The organism is Streptomyces sp. Edi2, assembly GCF_040253635.1.
Taxonomy (GTDB): Bacteria; Actinomycetota; Actinomycetes; order Streptomycetales; family Streptomycetaceae; genus Streptomyces.
The window spans coordinates 7,603,276-7,619,328 of record NZ_JBEJGX010000003.1; the positions used below are offsets into that span (position 1 = coordinate 7,603,276).

The 16,053-nt window shown below is 70.1% G+C and carries 13 protein-coding genes; 5 read left to right on the forward strand and 8 right to left on the reverse strand.

The window, feature by feature from the left end; genetic code table 11:
- Positions 1-212 precede the first annotated feature (212 nt).
- Both ABR737_RS36640 and ABR737_RS36645 read left to right on the forward strand, forming a co-directional pair.
- Entirely contained in the window at positions 213-836 is a 624-nt protein-coding gene (locus ABR737_RS36640) for a lasso peptide biosynthesis B2 protein (protein ID WP_350255472.1), read from the forward strand.
- A gap of 61 nt (positions 837-897) precedes the next feature.
- A complete protein-coding gene (locus ABR737_RS36645; RefSeq protein ID WP_350255473.1) occupies positions 898-2,655 on the forward strand; it encodes an asparagine synthase-related protein in 1,758 nt (585 codons plus the stop codon).
- Here ABR737_RS36645 and ABR737_RS36650 read toward each other — a convergent pair.
- Positions 2,639-3,838: a hypothetical protein gene (locus ABR737_RS36650; RefSeq protein ID WP_350255474.1), complete on the reverse strand. Its 1,200-nt coding sequence runs from the start codon at positions 3,836-3,838 to the stop codon at positions 2,639-2,641. The genes ABR737_RS36645 and ABR737_RS36650 overlap by 17 nt on opposite strands.
- A 605-nt stretch (positions 3,839-4,443) precedes the next feature.
- Here ABR737_RS36650 and ABR737_RS36655 point away from each other — a divergent pair.
- Positions 4,444-5,307, forward strand: coding sequence for a DUF6424 family protein (locus tag ABR737_RS36655; protein WP_350255475.1), 864 nt, complete (start codon positions 4,444-4,446; stop codon positions 5,305-5,307).
- Between the two features lie 34 nt (positions 5,308-5,341).
- On the opposite strand, the gene ABR737_RS36660 is transcribed toward ABR737_RS36655, so the two are convergent.
- Positions 5,342-6,943, reverse strand: a complete 1,602-nt coding sequence (locus ABR737_RS36660; protein ID WP_350255476.1) for an alpha/beta fold hydrolase — start codon at positions 6,941-6,943, stop codon at positions 5,342-5,344.
- A gap of 449 nt (positions 6,944-7,392) precedes the next feature.
- Here ABR737_RS36660 and ABR737_RS36665 point away from each other — a divergent pair, with 449 nt between their 5' ends.
- Positions 7,393-7,527, forward strand: a complete 135-nt coding sequence (locus tag ABR737_RS36665) for a hypothetical protein (protein ID WP_350255477.1) — start codon at positions 7,393-7,395, stop codon at positions 7,525-7,527.
- A gap of 78 nt (positions 7,528-7,605) precedes the next feature.
- Here the strand turns inward: ABR737_RS36665 and ABR737_RS36670 are convergent, their stop codons facing one another.
- Complete coding sequence (locus tag ABR737_RS36670; protein ID WP_350255478.1) at positions 7,606-8,451, reverse strand: alpha/beta fold hydrolase; 846 nt, start codon at positions 8,449-8,451, stop codon at positions 7,606-7,608.
- Between the two features lie 102 nt (positions 8,452-8,553).
- Between ABR737_RS36670 and ABR737_RS36675 the strand changes: the two genes are divergently transcribed.
- Positions 8,554-9,882 carry an aminotransferase-like domain-containing protein gene (locus tag ABR737_RS36675; protein WP_350255479.1) on the forward strand — a complete coding sequence of 443 codons (1,329 nt, stop codon included), beginning with the start codon at positions 8,554-8,556 and terminating at the stop codon, positions 9,880-9,882.
- Between the two features lie 41 nt (positions 9,883-9,923).
- On the opposite strand, the gene ABR737_RS36680 is transcribed toward ABR737_RS36675, so the two are convergent.
- The 5 genes from ABR737_RS36680 to ABR737_RS36700 form a co-directional block, all read right to left on the reverse strand.
- Positions 9,924-10,223: a hypothetical protein gene (locus tag ABR737_RS36680; RefSeq protein ID WP_350255480.1), complete on the reverse strand. Its 300-nt coding sequence runs from the start codon at positions 10,221-10,223 to the stop codon at positions 9,924-9,926.
- A 193-nt stretch (positions 10,224-10,416) separates the two neighbouring features.
- The gene (locus tag ABR737_RS36685) at positions 10,417-11,577 is read right to left on the reverse strand and encodes a glutathione S-transferase family protein (RefSeq protein ID WP_350255481.1); all 1,161 of its coding nucleotides are present in this window, start codon (positions 11,575-11,577) and stop codon (positions 10,417-10,419) included.
- Positions 11,578-11,653: 76 nt separating this feature from the next.
- On the reverse strand, positions 11,654-12,625 hold the full coding sequence (ligD, locus tag ABR737_RS36690; RefSeq protein WP_350255482.1) for a non-homologous end-joining DNA ligase: 972 nt from the start codon (positions 12,623-12,625) through the stop codon (positions 11,654-11,656).
- Between the two features lie 121 nt (positions 12,626-12,746).
- Positions 12,747-15,032 carry an MMPL family transporter gene (locus ABR737_RS36695; RefSeq protein ID WP_350255483.1) on the reverse strand — a complete coding sequence of 762 codons (2,286 nt, stop codon included), beginning with the start codon at positions 15,030-15,032 and terminating at the stop codon, positions 12,747-12,749.
- A 298-nt stretch (positions 15,033-15,330) separates the two neighbouring features.
- A complete protein-coding gene (locus tag ABR737_RS36700; protein WP_350255484.1) occupies positions 15,331-15,969 on the reverse strand; it encodes a class I SAM-dependent methyltransferase in 639 nt (212 codons plus the stop codon).
- Positions 15,970-16,053: the final 84 nt, after the last annotated feature.

Consider the following 16,053-nt stretch of genomic DNA (forward strand, 5'->3'; position numbering starts at 1 on the left):
GCATTCGGGCGAGAGTAGCCTGGAGTTGATGTGCTGCCCAGTTCTGGAGGTAGGCGATGTTTCTCCGATTGCTGCGGCGCCGTAAGCCGCATCGGCTCGTTTTTCTCGGTAACGGCTCTATGATCCGCGGCTTCAGCGGTGGATTCTACGACGGTCACGGATACCAGCACTGACACTGACCCCGTTCACGGTGGGATCCTGGAGGATATGCGGTGGCAGAGGATATCGATGCGGTGGCAGCCATGGCGAGGGTCCTGTCACCGCATTGCCGTGTCACCCGGATGTCCGACGGAGCGCTGATCGCGGACTGGAAGCGGACGCGTTTTCTCGGACTGGCGATGACGGAAGTCCAGAAATTCGTCTCCGGAAGCCCTGAGGAACGCGCCGAACTTATCGTCGGTCTCACACGTGCCGGGTGCGCGACGGGCCGCCGGAAAAAACACCCGGACGCCGGCGTCGGGCTCTGGCTGGGTGGAGTGCACCTGCTGATCCGGACCCTTGGATTCGGGCGCGTCCTCCGGCTGCTGTCCTTGGCCGCTCCGGAATACGCCCGTGCGGACCTCCCCTCCGCGCAGGAGTTCGGACGGCTGAAACGAGCAGTGCAGTCACACAGCGGCAGAAGCTGGCTCGTCAACGGCGACTGCAAGTCCGAGGCGGTGACGGCCTTCGTCCTGCTGCGGCGGTGTGGTCTGAAAGCCGTACTCCACGTCGGCGTGCGTGAACACCCGTTCGCCCTGCACGCGTGGACAGTCTCGGGCGGCCTGTGCATCCCCGACGCCGATCCGCGAGGGCACGCCTTCACACCGGTGCTCTCGATCGGCTGCGGGGGACTCTGACATGGAAGCGCTCCGCCTCGAGTGGGTTGGGGGCGCACCGAGGCTCCGGCCCAGCGAGGCCATGGCGCGTCAGGGACTCGTGACGACGGTCTCCTCGCGGGCCGGCACCGCGGCCGTCGTCGGCTGGGTCGGCTCGGCCCGTGACCGGGCGGCGGGCGCGCGGGGCCTCCTCGACGACTCCGGCAGGCAGGGGGCCGCCCCGCCCGTGCCGGCCGGCGACTACGCGGCTGTTCTGGTGTACCGCGATCGCATCCTTCTGACGCGCGATGAGCAGGCACGCATCCCGCTGTTCTTCAGGGAGTCCGGTGGCCGCGTGAGCGCCGTGAGCACCTCGGTCCGCTGCCTGGGGAGCGTCACAGAGCTGGAGCCCCGCTACTTCTGCCGATACCTCACCGGGAACTTGGCACAACCGCACTCGGACCTCACTCCTTTCGCCGGGGTGCACCGCGTCCTCGGCGGCGAGGTGGTCGAGCTGTCCTTCACCGGACAGATGCGCAGCCGTACGCTGCGACGGGCCCGTCGGGCCACCGACCCGCCCGAGCCGACCGCAGACGGCTCCTGCCTCGATGAGGCCGCGCAGGAGTTGCGCAGCGCGCTGGAGACCGCTGTCGGACGCCGCATGGGCACGACGACGGCATGCCATGTCTCGGGCGGCACCGACTCCACCAGCGTCGCGCTGCTCGCCGCACGCCTGCTGGCCGCGGAACGGGGCGACGCGGGGGACCTGGTCCTGCTCGCCGGGCGCTTCTCCCGCGGGGAGCTGGCCGCGGAGCGGCCGTACCTCGACGTCGCGATGGAGGCGATCCGCCGTCACACACCCGCGGCCCGCCCGGTGATCGTCGATGCCGACGACGTAGCCGACTTCGACGACTTCCAGCACCACGCGGGAGACGCCGACGAGCCTCATGCGCACGCCTTCCGCGCCCCGTTCTGGGCCAGGCTGCACGCCGCGGCCGCCGAACTGGGCTGTGACACGCTCCTGACCGGCTGCGGGGCCGATCCGATCGCGGACGCCAACCCGTTCCATCTGCACCGGCTGGCCCGCACGGGACAGCTCCGGCAGATGACCGAGCAGGCACGTGCCTGGGCCGTGGGAAGCGAGCGGGGCTTGCGGGAAATCGTCCGCGCCTACGTGGTGCAGCCGGCCTTTCCGCTGGCAGCCGAACGGATCACCGCGCTCCTCCGCGGCGGAACGGTGCTCGGCGGCCTCGGCACCTTCAACCGGCCCGGATGGCTGCGATCCGGATTCGCGCGCGCTCACGGCTATCGGGAGGCGGGCATCGCGGAGAGCCGGTTCGTGTTCGGACGCAAGCCGGAACAGTCGCTCTACGACGCCGCCAATTACGTCGCCGCTCCCGACCTGCTGTCCTGGCAGCGGGCACGACGGGACGGGTTCTTCCTCTCGCACCCCTTCCTCGACCCGGAGGTCGTCGCCACGATGAGCCGGCTGCCTGCCGCAGCCACGTTCCGGCCGGGCCGTCCGAAGGCGGTGCTCCGTGAGGCCATGGCGGATCTCCTCCCGGCCCCGATCCGGGGCAGGGCGGTCAAGGTGCCCTTCAACGACCTCTACGCCCGCGGTCTGCGGAAACACGGCGACGAACTCATCGCCCTGTGCCGCTCAGCCCGGCATCCGCTGATCGCGGAGATGTTCGACGTCGAGGTGCTGTGCCGGGCTGTGCGGGAGGCCCAGCTCGGCCTGGGGGACTCGTACTCCTGGGACCGCGTGAACAGTTCGCTCGCCCTGGTGGCCTGGCTGGAGCGACTGGACCGGCGTACCGGCGCGCCCGGCACGGCGGTGCCCGTCACCGCCGGCTCTTGATGTCCCACAGGGTCCGCTCGACCGGGCCGGTGATGAGGTCAACGAGGCCGTACCGGTTCTGCACCTCGCTCTGTTCCGCCGGGGTGAGGGGGCTTCCTTCCTCGCCTTTTCGCGTAATAGATGAGTACACGTTCGCGCCATGCGTGCCGAACTGCCAGTAGACGGTGATGAAACGCGGATCCCTTGTGTGTTCGTCGAGCGCATTGTTCTCGTGCACCCTGGCACGGTAAATGAGAGAGTCAAGGTCGCTCCTCTGTTGCTTCTTCAACCATCCGGGGACGTTTTCCCTACCCCAGGAGTACGCCACGAAGCGGAGCGGTGGCTGAAGCACGAGCTGGTCCTTGCGCGCGAGGCTCGCGGTGGCATAGAACGCCACCTGGTCGTACGGCGTGTTCATGGGTAGTTGCACCACCACTCGCGTGGCGTAGGTGTCGTTCGACTCAACCCAACTCCCCTGGGGCATCCACGGTTTTGCCTCGACCAACTCGCCGGGCTGGTGAATCTCCCGGCGGGAAAGCGGGTTAAAATCCGAGGAGATGGGCCACTGCTCGGCATCGGATCGCCACTGCCGACGGAGCCGGTCCTTCGGGCTCAGCGGCACCTGTTCTCCCATGGCGTGGAACTCGGCGCCGAGCACGTAGAAACCCACGTCGCCGTGGTTCCGGAGGGTGATGTCGACCGGTACGGCGAATGCTGTGCGGTCCTTGCTCAGCACCGGCTTTCCCATGGACACCGTGATGAGAGGCCTGGTTTGTCGCTGGTACGGCTGATAGAGGTTCTGGTAGCCGAAATTGGCGATCGCGATGACCGAGGAGACAATCACCGCGGCGGCCACCCGCTTCGGAGCGGGGATCACGACCGACGTCCGCCACACCGCGAAGACGGCATACGCCGAACCCGCCGTGAGCGCGCCGAACAGTGCCGGGAACAACGCGGAATCGCCGTTCTTGAGTGTCTGCACCATGAGCATGGCGTTGGTCAGCAAGGCCGCGAACGTGCCGATCAGCGCGACCAGGCCGGAGTAGGGGAAGCTCTGCCGGATCCAGTGGTCCAGGACCGCGGCGGCGCTCACGAGCGTGGTGAACGAGACCGCGAGAAGGACGGCGCCGGCGAGGCGACCGGCGAAGGTCAGATCATGGGCGAAGTCCTCGAGGCCGAACCGCGCCAGCAGCAGCGTGGTCATGAGGAGGACCAGCACGATCGCTGCCAGGGTCACCCGCGACTGCCAGGTTCTCAGCGAGGGCCGTCGCGCTTTCGGGTGGGGGTGGGAGTGAGGCCTGGGGGGTGTCCGCACGCGATCGCCTCCTGAGGCCGCCGGTCGTGCCCTGCACGAGTGCGGCGCGGACTCAGGGGATCTGCCGCCGCGCCGAGGGTTCGAGCACCATCGTCCGTGGCGATCCACCGGGTTGCCATTCGGCTGCCCCCACACGTGCGAGCCGGTGGTACGCCAGGTGGGCTTCACGAGGTCGTCGCAGGACCGGCTGTGGCCCCTGGACATCTCGAAGCTTCCTTCGGCAGGCAGTCAGCCTTCCCGGAAGGCGCGTCTTCCAGGCCAGAGGTACGATCGCCCGTATGGGGCGATGTGTACCCGTGCCGCACATTTCAAGAGCCGGCGACAGGAGCACTCGATGACTGCCACATTCAGCAGCTCGACGTGCTAGCGGCTTCAACTTTTCGCCGCGTTGACATCAACCGAGGGCCTGGAGGCAGGCGCCGCGGAATCCTCGCGGACCTCTCTGAGAAATCTCCTGTCGCAGTGGATTGATTCACCTGGAACTCTCCCGTGCATTGGCGCGGTCCAGTGAGATTGCTCCCGGAGCAGCCGGGACCTCCTCCACCAAGGAGATCGCTATGAACAGCCCGGAACGGGGACACCCGGAGCACGAAGACTTTCCGTGGACCATCTCCGTGGCGGACCACCCGCCCCGTACCGAGAGCTCCCAGTACCGGGCGAGCCGCAAATTGATGGTCAAGCTCGTCGGGACAACTGGTGAGTGGGCGTTCGCGCCCGGCCCGTATCAGGACCACCACGGCGGCGGAGTGTGGGTGAAGGACGACGACGGCTGGCTGTGCCTGCTTCTGCCGCTCGGTATCGAGTGGTCGGCGCAATTCTGCGCCGACCCTTCGAAGGTGGACCGCATCCGCCGCTGCGCCGCTCGGGTGGTCGGAGCATTCCCGGACACCCTGCCTGGGTATGCGAGCTTCGGCTACGACCACGGTCAACGGCTCCTGGACACCCCCATAGAGACTGCCGAGCAGGTGGCCGAGTGGACGGACTCGATATTCAACGCCTCGGTTCCGCTGCCCGCTGGTACCCACTCCGGGGTGCTGCCGAAGGCCGCCGGGTACCACCACTACCCGAAGCCCATCGTGGACATTGACCACTTCCGGTACGACGACTTCGAACTGTTCGTCACGGACGAGGAAGGTCTCCCGGTTGCGGTGGTGCCGATCTCCCCGCGCGGCTCCGGCGACGGCCGGGTGCGCCTGCTTGCCGCCCATCCCAGCTCGCCGTATGCGAACCGCCTGGAAGAGCCCGGCCCGGTGGACGGATCTGTCCAGACCGAAGAAGCGCCGGCCACCGACGGAGAGGGGGCCGTGCTCTCCGCCGACGACCTGCTGGCCCAGCGGGCCTTCAGGAAGCAGACCTGACGGGAGCCGCCGTCGCCGTCCGGCGCGGTGACCCCTAATCCCGCACCGGCACCGACACATACGACGGATCGTTCGCCGGGGAGGAGAACGTCAGCCGGGCGCCGCTCGGGTTGTGCTCGTTGTACAGCGGGTCGACGGTGTCGACGACCACCGCGAGACGGTGGCCGGCCGGGACGTCGTAGGCCGTGGAGAACAGATCCAGGTCGACGCCGAAGGGCTGGTTCGGCGTCTTGTCGTGGAAGGTGTACGGCGCGTGGGTGACCAGCTTGCCGATACCGAGCGGGCCCACGTCGTAGAGGTAGGCGATGGCAGTGCCGCTCTCCGCGGTGCTGGTCAGGGTGGTGTGCAGCCGGGTGGTCCCCCGGACCCGCTGCCCGGTGTCGTAGCGCTCGGACTGCCAGACGGCGGCCAGGGAGCGCGGCAGCAGGGGGATGGAGGCCATCGGCGGCAGGCGGAGGAACTGGTCCAGCATGCTGGAGAGGATGACCAGCCCGCCGTCGGCGCCGGAGTCCCAGTTGGTGTTGATCTGCTTGCTGTCGCCGAGTTCGATCCGGCGCTGCGCGGACGGGACGTCCTTCCAGCTCCTGTAGCCCTCGTACCCGCCGGTGGAACGGGACTTGAGCAGCACTGGTGACTCCCGGTCGATGCCGTTGTCCGTGCCCTTGAGGTAGTGGTCGAACCACCGCTGGGTGTCGGTCCAGGTGTCGTTGGGCAGCCCGAACAGCCCGAGCCCTTCGGCCGTGGCGTGATCACCGGGACGGAATTCCAGCCGCTTGCGGCCGGTCAGTTTCTCGTAGAAGTCGGCGGTCTGGTTGGGCGGGAAAATGGAATCGCCCCAGGCGTTGCCCAGCATGATGGCGGCGCCATTGGCGTTGATCTTGTCGAGGTAGGTGGCGGGGGAGCGTTTGCGCCCCCACGCGATGAGGTCCTTCTCCTTGTCCAGGTTCGAGGCCAGGAAGTCCTTCATGATGGTGCGGAATTCGGCGCTGGGGCGGCCGGTCAGCTCGCCCGTGCCGCCCAGGAACGACGCGGCCTGCCGGTGCTCGGTGCGGCCGCTGTAGATCGATCCGACGAGGTCGCCCCAGCCGCTGAGCGCCGCAACTGCCTTGATCCGCTTGTCGAACGCGGAGGCTAGCAGGCTGATCCCGGCACCGTAGGAGACCCCGCCCATCCCGATCTTCTGCGGATCGGCGGGCGTGTGGGCCAGCGTCCAGTCGATGACCTTCGAGGCGTCGGCGACGTCCTTCGGCCCGGCGGTGTCGATCTCCCCGCCGGACTGCCAGAACCCGCGCGAGTTGTATCCGACGACCACATAGCCCGCCTCGGCCAGCTTCTTGGCCTGTGCCATGTACTCGATCTGCGGCATCGACCAGCTGGTGGGCAGCACGATGACGGGGTAGCGCCGGGTGCCGTCGGCACCCGCCGGAGTGAAGACATTCGCCTTGAGAGTGGTGCCGCCGTCGCCCTGGATGTCGACGAACCGCACGGAGGGGGAGCCCGACGCCGCTGCCGCGGGGGCGGATTGCGGCGTTGCCGCCTCGGCGGTGGCCGGCGCGCCGGCGAGAACCGTGGTGGCCAGCACCGCCGCGGAGACGGTGCTGATCGCGGCGCGCAATGTCGTACGGGAGGGCCTCATCTTCTGCTCCAGATCTCGATGCGGGCCGTCCGTACGCTGTCCGAGGGACAGGTGGGGCGTACGGTGACCCGATTTTGACTGGAGAGTAAGGTCCACTCCTTACCTGAGGTAACCCATCGGTAGGTTACGGGTGGGTAACGTCCTTGGGTCCAGGGGTAGTCGGGGTGGAGGCCGGCGAGAATGCGCGTGGCGGACCGGGGGAGAGGGGGAGGGGTGCCCGAGACGGCGTTCGATGAGAGTGCCCGCCGTCCCTGCCCGCGCTCGCCCCCGAGGACGACGTCCCGCGCACCGAAGACGGCCTCGTCGGCCTGCTGCGGGGTGCGGGTCTGGCGGAGGCGGCCTGCCGGACACTGTCCTGGGAACACCGCACCACCCCGGAGGAGTGGTGGAGCGGTCCGGCGGCGGGGGTGGCCACCATCGGCCGGATCGTGCAGAGCTAGGGAGCGGCGGTGGCCGAGCGCATTCCACGGCAATTCGTCGTGCCGGCGGGGGAGTTCAGCGGGGGTGACGGCGTGCTGGTGCTTCCGCACCGGGCGCTGCCGGCGTCCGGGCGGGTGGCCGGGACGGGCTCTGCCGTCAAGTGATGACCTGGGGCTGCCGGAGTTCGGTCGCTCCCGCATGCCGTCGTCGGGCGGGGCGTGGTGGCGCGGGGGCGGTGGTGCTCAGGCTTGCAGCGTGGAGGGTGCCGCGGTGCTCGGCAGCGAGTGGAGGAATTCGTCCAGTGCCGCGTTGAAGACGTCCGGTTGCTCCAGGTTCGGCATATGGGCCGCCTCGTCGATGATCTCTAGCCGGGAATCCGGGATGCGCTCGTGGATTTCGCGGGCGTCACCTACGGGGGTGTAGGCGTCCTCGGCACCGACCACCACCAGGGACGGCACCGCGATGCGCGACAGCAGCTCGGTGTAGTCGGGGCGTTCGGCCCGGCCGCGGAGTGCGGCGGCCGCACCTTCGGGGGGCGTGGTGGTCATCATCCCCAGGACGTGCGCGGCGACGTCCGGCCGGGTGGCGATCGTGTGCGGGGAGACCATCTTGGCCAGCACCTCGTCCGCATAGCCCGCCATGCCCTCGCGGAGCAGGCGCTCCGCCATGGCGTACCGGGCGGCCTTGCCCTCCGCGGTCTCCGCGGAGGCGAAGGTGTCGGCGAACACCAGGCCCCGGATCCGCTCCGGGAAGAGCCGGTAGCACTCCATGACGATCTGGCCTCCCATGGAGAGGCCGCCGAGGACGCAGCGCTCGACCCCGAGGTGATCGAGCAGGTCGACGAGGTCCCGGGCGAACGTCGCCAGCGGAGTCGTGCCGGGGACCGCGGCCGTATCGGGGGCCATCGTGCTGTCCCCGTAGCCCCGGAGGTCCGGGGCGATCACCCGCCGGCCGGCCCGGCTGAAGTGCTCGGTCTGCGGGCGCCACATCGAGCGGTTGAAGGGGTGCCCGTGCACGAGCACCAGCGGTTCGCCGCTGCCCTCGTCCTCGTATCCGACAGTGATCTCTCGGCGATGGACCGATCCCATGGAAGGTGTCTCCTCTGCTGTGGCTTGACTCCTCGATGCTATAGAGGGCAATCTCTCGGCACAATAATAAAAATGCGCTCGGTGCAATGTGGGAAGTGACCGATGGATGACTATCGCGCGATCGTCGATGAGCTCGCGGCCGACATCGCCGCCGGCCGGCTCCGCCCCGGAGACCGGCTGCTGCCGCTCCGCAGGTTCGCCAGGAACCGGCGCATCGCCAGTTCGACGGCGGCCCGGGTGTACCGGGAATTGAGCCGACGTGGTCTGACGGTGGGGGAGGTCGGCCGCGGCACCTTCGTCCGCACCGCCGCACCCGCGGCCGAGCCCGCCCTGGCCGAGCCGGGCGGCGCCCGCATCGACCTGGAGATGAACTTCCCCGTACTGCCGGGCCACCCCGCGCTCCTCGCCAAGAGCCTGGAGCATCTGGTGCGCCCGGACGCCCTGGCCGCCGCGCTCCGCCCGGTGGGCGCCGTCGGCACGGCCGTGGTCCGCCGGACCGCGGCCGCCCACCTCGCCCGCACCGGCTGGGCACCGGACCCCGGGCGGCTGCTCTTCGCGGGCAACGGCCGGCAGGCGGTCGCCGCGGCGGTCGCCGCCCTGGTCCCGGCAGGTGAACGCCTCGGCGTCGAGGCGCTGACCTACCCCGTGGTGAAGGGCATCGCGGCCCGTCTCGGCGTCACCCTGGTACCCCTCGCCATGGACGAGCACGGCCTGACCCCCGAGGCGCTGCGGGCCGCAGCTCCGCTGCGCGCCGTCTACGTCCAGCCGGCGCTGCACAACCCGCTGGGCATCACGATGCCCGACCGGCGCCGCACGGAACTCGCCGCAGTCCTGCGGGAGTTGGACATCCACGCCATCGAGGACGCCATCTACGGATTCCTCCGCAGCGACCTGCGGCCCCTCGCGGCGCTCGCGCCGGAGCGCACCGTGGTCATCGACAGCCTGTCCAAGCGCCTTGCGCCCGGACTCACGCTCGGGTTCCTCACGGTGCCCGCCGGTGCCACCCAGGACTTCGCGACGGCCCTCAGGTCGGGGACCTGGGCGGCCGCCCGGTTCGCGCTCGATGCGGCTACCCGCTGGATGGGCGACGGCACCGCGGCGGCCATCGAGGAGGAGAAGCGGAGCGATGCCGCGGCCCGCCAGCGGATCGTCACCGAACGGCTCGCCGGCTTCCGGATCCGGGCCGACCCGCAGGCGTATCACTGCTGGTGGGAACTGCCTGATCCTTGGCGGGCCGACACGTTCGTCGCCGCCGCTGCGCGCCGCGGCATCGCGGTCACCCCGTCCGGTGCGTTCGCCGTCGGGTCGGGCCGTGCTCCCAATGCCGTACGCCTGGCCCTCGCCTCGCCGTCCGCCGACACCCTGGCCGGGGCGCTCGACGTCCTGGCCGGGCTGGCCCGGGGAGCGCCGGAGGACAGCACACCGGAGTGAGGGAGGGCGGCGCCACGGCTCCGGTGCCGCCCGTCAGCTCCTCAGGTGCCGCTCATCAGCTCCGAGAGTCCGGTGCGCCATTCGTCGGCGTTCATCACCGGCCGCAGCGAGACCTTCGCGTTGAGGTCCATGAAGAAGGATTCGAGGAGAGTCGGCATCTGCGAGGACTCCCTCATGTCGAAGTAGAAGAAGGCGGTGCGCTCGCCGTCGTCGAGGGTGAAGTAGGCCGCCTCCGGCCGCAGAGCGGCGAAGGCCGACTCCATGATCTTCGACAACTCGCCGCTCTGGATCAGTTCATTGCCTGTCCGGGTAGGTATCCGGGCCGTCAGGACCATCCTCATCGGGCTCACTCCTCGCTGGAGTGTGTGGATCGTGGGAGGTGGGAGGTGGGAGGGGGAGTGGGGGTGGGGAGGGGCAAGGGGAGGGGATCGTTGTCTGTTTTCAGGGTCTCACGCTCCGGCATCCGGGGCCCGGTCCGGCGGCCAGGAGTCAGCTAGGCGGTCGGGACCGTTTCGCAGGCCGGCCGGAGCCGGCTCAGAAACCGCTCGGCGCGGGGTCGGGGCGTCCGCTGGGCGGGACCTCCTCGGCCGGTGGCACCGGCCCGGGCGGGGTGCCGTCGCCGAACGGCCGTCCGCCCAACTCCTCGCGGTAGTGCGGGGTCAGCCAGCCGGAGAGGTCCGGTCCGAGCGGGACGATGCCGGTCGGGTTGATGCCCGTGTGCACCCGGTAGTAGTGCTGCTTGATGTGGTGGAAGTCGACGGTGTCGCCGAAGCCGGGGGTCTGGTAGAGATCCTTGGCGTAGGCCCACAGCACCGGGTCCTCGGCCAGCTTGAACCGGTTGCACTTGAAGTGCCCGTGGTAGACGGCATCGAAGCGGACCAGCGTGGTGAACAGGCGGATGTCGGCCTCCGTGAGGGTGTCGCCCACGAGGTAGCGCCGGTCGGCCAGCCGCTCGGACAGCAGGTCCAGGCGCCGGAACAGATCGTGGAAGGCGGCCTCGTAGTCGCTCTGCCCGGTGGCGAAACCGGCCCGGTACACACCGTTGTTGACGTCCCGGTAGATGCCCGCCATGACCACGTCGATCTCCTCGCGCAGCGGCTCGGGGTAGAGATCGGGTGCGCCGGGCCGGTGCAGCGCCCGCCACTCGGTCGCGAAGTCCAGGGTGATCTGCTGGTAGTCGTTGGTGACGAGCTGCCCGCTGGGTACGTCCACGACGGCGGGGACACTGACGCCGCCCGGGTAGTCCTTCTCACGGGCGTCATAGGCCTCGCTGAGGAAGCGGATGCCGAGGACGGGATCGCGGCCGTCCGGCTCCAGGGTGAAACGCCAGCTGCGGTCGTCCTGGATCGGGTCGGTGAGGGCGAGCGAGATCGCGTCCTCCAGGCCGAGCAGCCGCCGGGAGATGACAGCGCGGCTCGCCCAGGGGCAGGCGCGGCTGACCACCAGGCGGTAGCGGCCGGCCTCGACCGGCCAGCCGTCGCGGCCGTCCGCCGTGATGCGGTCCGCGAAGTGGCTCTTGGAGCGCTTGAAGGGCTTCTTGCCGTAGGCCGTGTTGCTCTCGGTGATGGCGGGCGAGGTGCCGTCCGAGGCGCTGCCCGGTGTGCCGTCGGTATTGCCGGCGGCATCGCTGCCTGCGTTGCCGCCAGTGGCGCTGCCTGGGGTGCCGCCTGTGGTGCTGTCGGTGGGGCGGTTCATCGCCGGCTCCTTCCGTCTGCCGTTGCGCGGGGTCTTCAGAACGAGCCTTCCCGGCGCGACGCCGGTATCCCCGCCCTCAGCCGAGGTGGGTGAGGTCGGGGCGCAGCCGGTGCCAGATCGGATGGCGCAGCCGGCCGGCCGAGGTCCAGCCGCTCAGCGTGATCTCGGCGACGAGCCGGGGCTCGGCCCAGTGAGCGCCCGGTGTGTCCACGGGGTTGAGGAACGGGGAGTGGTCGAGCGGGATCACTCCCAGGTATTGCGCCAGCTCCTGGCGCTCCCGCCCTGACAGCCCCGAGCCGACGGAGCCGACGTACCGCAGCCCGGCGGGTTCGGCGATACCCGCCAGGACGGAACCGGGCAGGCCGGCCAGCCCGCCATGGCCTTCGGTCCAGCCCCCGATGACCACATCGAGGGTCAGCAGATGCTTCGTCTTGCGCCACTCGGGTGACCGGACGCCCGGCAGATATGCAGAGGTCAGCCGCTTCGCCACCACCCCTTCGAGGCCGCCTTGCAGCGAGGCCTCCCAGGCCTGCTGACCGTGGCCCTCCACATACTCGGGCACCGACCAGTTCGGGCCGCGCAGCCGCAGCGCGGACAGCAGCCGGCGCCGCTCGTAGTACGGAGAACCGAGCAGCGACCCGTCCAGGTACATGAGGTCGAAGAGGACGAGCTGCACGGGGTACTCCATGGCGAGCCGGGCCGTGCGGCGTGGGTTCACCACGCCCATCCGGCGCTGCAGCAGCCCGAAATCGGGCCGCCCGCGCGCGTCCAGTACCACCACCTCACCGTCGAGCACCGCGGACCGGCCCCGCAGCTGTTCGCCCAGCGGCCCCAGTTCCGGGTAGGTCGTGGTCGCGTCGTTGCCCGCCCGGGTGATCAGCCGGATCGTCCCGTCGCCGGGAGTGTTGACGATGCAGCGCGCACCGTCCCATTTGGCCTCGAACGCCCAGGCCGCCTCCTCGTGCCCGGCGGGCAGCGGGCCGACCGTGGCCAGCATCGGCCGGATCACGGGGTACGAGGCCGAGCCGGGCTCGGCGGACGGGGCCATATGTCGATGATTGTCGGATCCGGGGGCGCTCGCAGATCGGGTGGGCGGACGCGGGGCTCGTGGAGCGCAGGCGGACGCTCGCCGGTGGTCGGGTGCGCGTCGGTGGCCGGATGCGCGCCGGTCAGGCCGATCGGGCCGAGCCGGCAGTGGGGAGCTGTTCCTCGCCCTCCGTCCGTACATGCGGCAGGGTCCGGTCCAGCCACCGCGGCGTCCACCAGGCCGCCCGGCCCAGCAGCGTCATCACCGCGGGAACCAGCAGCAGCCGGACCACGGTGGCGTCGATCAGTACGCTCATGGCCAGGCCGAGGCCCAGCATCTTCACCACGACGTTGTCGCTGACGATGAACGCGGCGAACACGCTGACCATGATCAGTGCGGCACAGGTGATCACCCGGGCGGTGATCTCCAGCGCGTGCGCCACGCTCGCCTTCGCCTCACTGGTGCGCAGCCACGCCTCGTGCACCCGCGACAGCAGGAAGATCTCGTAGTCCATGCTCAGCCCGAAGACGATCGCGAACATCATCATCGGCACATAGCTCTCGATCGGCACCGTGCCCGAGACCCCGAGCGCCGGGCCGCCCCAGCCCCACTGGAAGACCGCCACCACCACCCCGTACGAGGCGGCGATCGACAGGACGTTGAGCACCGCCGCCTTCAGGGCGACCAGCACCCCGCGGAAGACGATCAGGATGATGAGGAAGGCGAGGGCGACGACCACGGCGATGATCAGCGGGAGCCGGCTGGCGACGAGGTCGAGGAAGTCCACCTGGGCTGCCGTCGTGCCCGTCACATAGCCGTGCGCGTCGGTTCCCCGCACGGCCTGCGGCAGGAGGTCGTGCTTGAAGCGGTTGACCAGGTCCGTGGTGTCCGCGTTCTGCGGGGCCTGGGCGGAGTAGGCGGTACCGGTCAGCACCGCGCCGTCCGGGGTGGCCTTCAACGGGGTGACGAAGGAGGCGCCCGACACCTTCGTGAGCACCTTCTTCGCCTGCGCCGCCAGCATCGGGCGGTCCGCCTGCGGGACGGCGGACTCGTCGATGACAAGGGTCAGCGGGCCGTTGGAGCCCGGTCCGAATGCCGAGGACATCAGGTCGTAGGCGCGCCGGTCGGTGAACGACTTGGGGTCGGCGCCGTCGCCGATATGGCCCAGCTGGATCGAGAAGACCGGCAGGGCCAGCACGACGACGATGAGCACCCCGCCCGCCAGGTACCACCAGGGGCGGCGCTCCACCCGCTGCGCGTAGCGGTGCCAGGTGCCGCGGGCCTCCTCCCCCGGTGCGGAATCCGTCTCGGCGACCGGTCTGCGGACACGGAGCCGGTCGATGCGGCGGCCGATCAGCCCGAGCAGCGCAGGTACGAGGGTGAGCGCGCCGAGCACCGCGGAGACCACGGTAATGGCGGCCGCCACCCCCAGTTTGCCGATGAAGGAGAGGCCCGAGACCCAGAGTCCCATCAGCGCGATGATGACCGTGCAGCCGGACACCAGGACCGCCCGGCCACTGGTGGCCACGGCCTTGCCCGCACCGGTGACCGGGTCCGCACCGTCCATGAGGTTCTGCCGGTGCCGGGTGATCAGGAACAGCGCGTAGTCGATGCCGACACCGAGGCCGATCATGGTGGCCAGGGTGGGGGAGACGGTGGCGAAGACGAAGACGCCGGCGAGCAGCCCCAGGCAGGCCAGTCCGCAGAAGACGCCGACCAGCGCGGTCAGCAACGGCACCCCGGCCGCCAGCACGCTGCCGAAGCCGACCAGCAGCACCAGAATCGCCACGGCGAAGCCGATCACCTCGCTGACCAGGTCATTGGGCGCGGGCCGGGCCAGCTCGCCCAGCGAGCCGCCGTACTCCACCTCCACGCCGGCGGAGCGCAGCGGCCGCACCGCCGCGTCTACACCGTTCAGATAGTCAGGGGCGAGGGTGGACGGCTGCACGCTGAACCGCACGGTGAGATACGCGGTGCGGCCGTCGGTGGAGAGCGGCCCGACGTCCGGTGTGCCGGGCGGTGGTTGGGCGGGGGGTGTGCCAGGCGGGGGCAGCGGGTTCTGCACGGAGAGCACCTTCGGCAGCTTGCCCAGTGCGGTGACGGCGCTGTCGATCCGGCTGCGGTGGGTGGTGAGCGGCACGGACGCGTCGTGCAGGACTACCTGGCTGCTGTAACCGCCGGCCTGCGGCTCGTGCTTCTGCAGCACCTCGCGGCCCTGTGTGGACTGGACGCCGGGCAGCGCGAAGTTGTCGGAGTAGTCACCGCCGTACGCGCGCTGCAGCACCTGGAGTCCTACCAGGGCGACCAGCCACAGCACGATGACGAGGACGCAGTGCCGGGCACACCACTCGCCGGTGCGGCGCAGCGCCCCCTTGGAGCGGCGCGGACCCGGCGCGGCGGGAGCGCTCGGGGTCTTCGGCAACGACATGCGTGCTCCCGGTGCGGGCCGGCGCTCCTGGCACAGGCGGACACACAGCATTCAACGGCGGTCCCGCCGCCTCGGCATGCCCACAGGGGGGAGACGGGTGCCGTCCGAACGGGTGCGTCGCCCTGTCCCCTACGGGCCCGCCATTCCCTACGGGCCTCCTGTCCACTACGGGTCTCCTTGTCCCCTACGGGTCCCCCCGTCCCTACGGGTCCCCCCGTCCCTACGGGTCCCCCCCCGTCCCTACGGGTCCCCCCGTCCCTACGGGTCCCCCCGTCCCTACGGGTCCCCTGGGCCCCCGTCACCCGCCCGGCGGGAGCCCGTTCTCGCGGAACACCAGCAGATAGCGCCAGAAGAGCAGCCGGCGGATCCGGCACCCGGGAAGCAGCACGGCGGCGTCCCGGCGAATCCGGGACAGCGGTACGTCCGGCGGCGCGACGGGGGCCTGCACGGGAGCGGCACCGGCCGGACGGCGTCCCTCCGCGGCGGCGACGGCGAGACGTGCCACCGCGTTCACCGGTACGGCCGCCAGGCTCCAGGCCCAGTCGGCCGCCGACTTCTCCGGATAGCAGCCCAGGATGACCAGCACGCCACCCGGCGCCAGTGCCTTGCGCAGTGGGGTGACGGTCTCGAAGGGCATGTGGTGGATGGCCGCCAGGCACGAGATGAACTCGTAGTGCCCGGTGGGGAGTTCGAGCCGGGTGACATCCGCGTGCTCGAAGCGGGGAAGCGGGGAGCCGTCCGCCGGCTCCCCGGCGGTGGCACGTGCGTGCGCAACGACCTCGGCCGACGGGTCCACCGCATGGACGTCGATTCCCCGCCCGGCCAGGCGGCGGGCGAACCGGCCCGTCCCGCAGCCCACATCGAGTGCGGTGCGGCAGGTCTTCGGCAGGTGGCGTAACAGCAGCCGGTGATAGTGATCATTGTGGTTGAACGGCATCCACGGACCCTATGCCCGACGTTCCTTGAGGGGGCGCGGTTGTCCGGCCGACGGTGCGTGATCGTCCAGCCGAGGGTGCGAGGT

Bases quoted from the DNA above. Each gene is read 5' to 3' on its own strand.
- ABR737_RS36695 (WP_350255483.1), bottom strand. From the start codon at position 15,032: ATGTCGTTGCCGAAGACCCCGAGCGCTCCCGCCGCGCCGGGTCCGCGC.
- ABR737_RS36650 (WP_350255474.1), bottom strand. From the start codon at position 3,838: ATGACCACGCTGCTGCTGGCGCGGTTCGGCCTCGAGGACTTCGCCCAT.
- ABR737_RS36645 (WP_350255473.1), top strand. From the start codon at position 898: ATGGCGCGTCAGGGACTCGTGACGACGGTCTCCTCGCGGGCCGGCACC.
- ABR737_RS36700 (WP_350255484.1), bottom strand. From the start codon at position 15,969: ATGCCGTTCAACCACAATGATCACTATCACCGGCTGCTGTTACGCCAC.
- ABR737_RS36660 (WP_350255476.1), bottom strand. From the start codon at position 6,943: ATGAGGCCCTCCCGTACGACATTGCGCGCCGCGATCAGCACCGTCTCC.
- ABR737_RS36675 (WP_350255479.1), top strand. From the start codon at position 8,554: ATGGATGACTATCGCGCGATCGTCGATGAGCTCGCGGCCGACATCGCC.
- ABR737_RS36670 (WP_350255478.1), bottom strand. From the start codon at position 8,451: ATGGGATCGGTCCATCGCCGAGAGATCACTGTCGGATACGAGGACGAG.
- ABR737_RS36685 (WP_350255481.1), bottom strand. From the start codon at position 11,577: ATGAACCGCCCCACCGACAGCACCACAGGCGGCACCCCAGGCAGCGCC.
- ligD (WP_350255482.1), bottom strand. From the start codon at position 12,625: ATGGCCCCGTCCGCCGAGCCCGGCTCGGCCTCGTACCCCGTGATCCGG.
- ABR737_RS36680 (WP_350255480.1), bottom strand. From the start codon at position 10,223: ATGAGGATGGTCCTGACGGCCCGGATACCTACCCGGACAGGCAATGAA.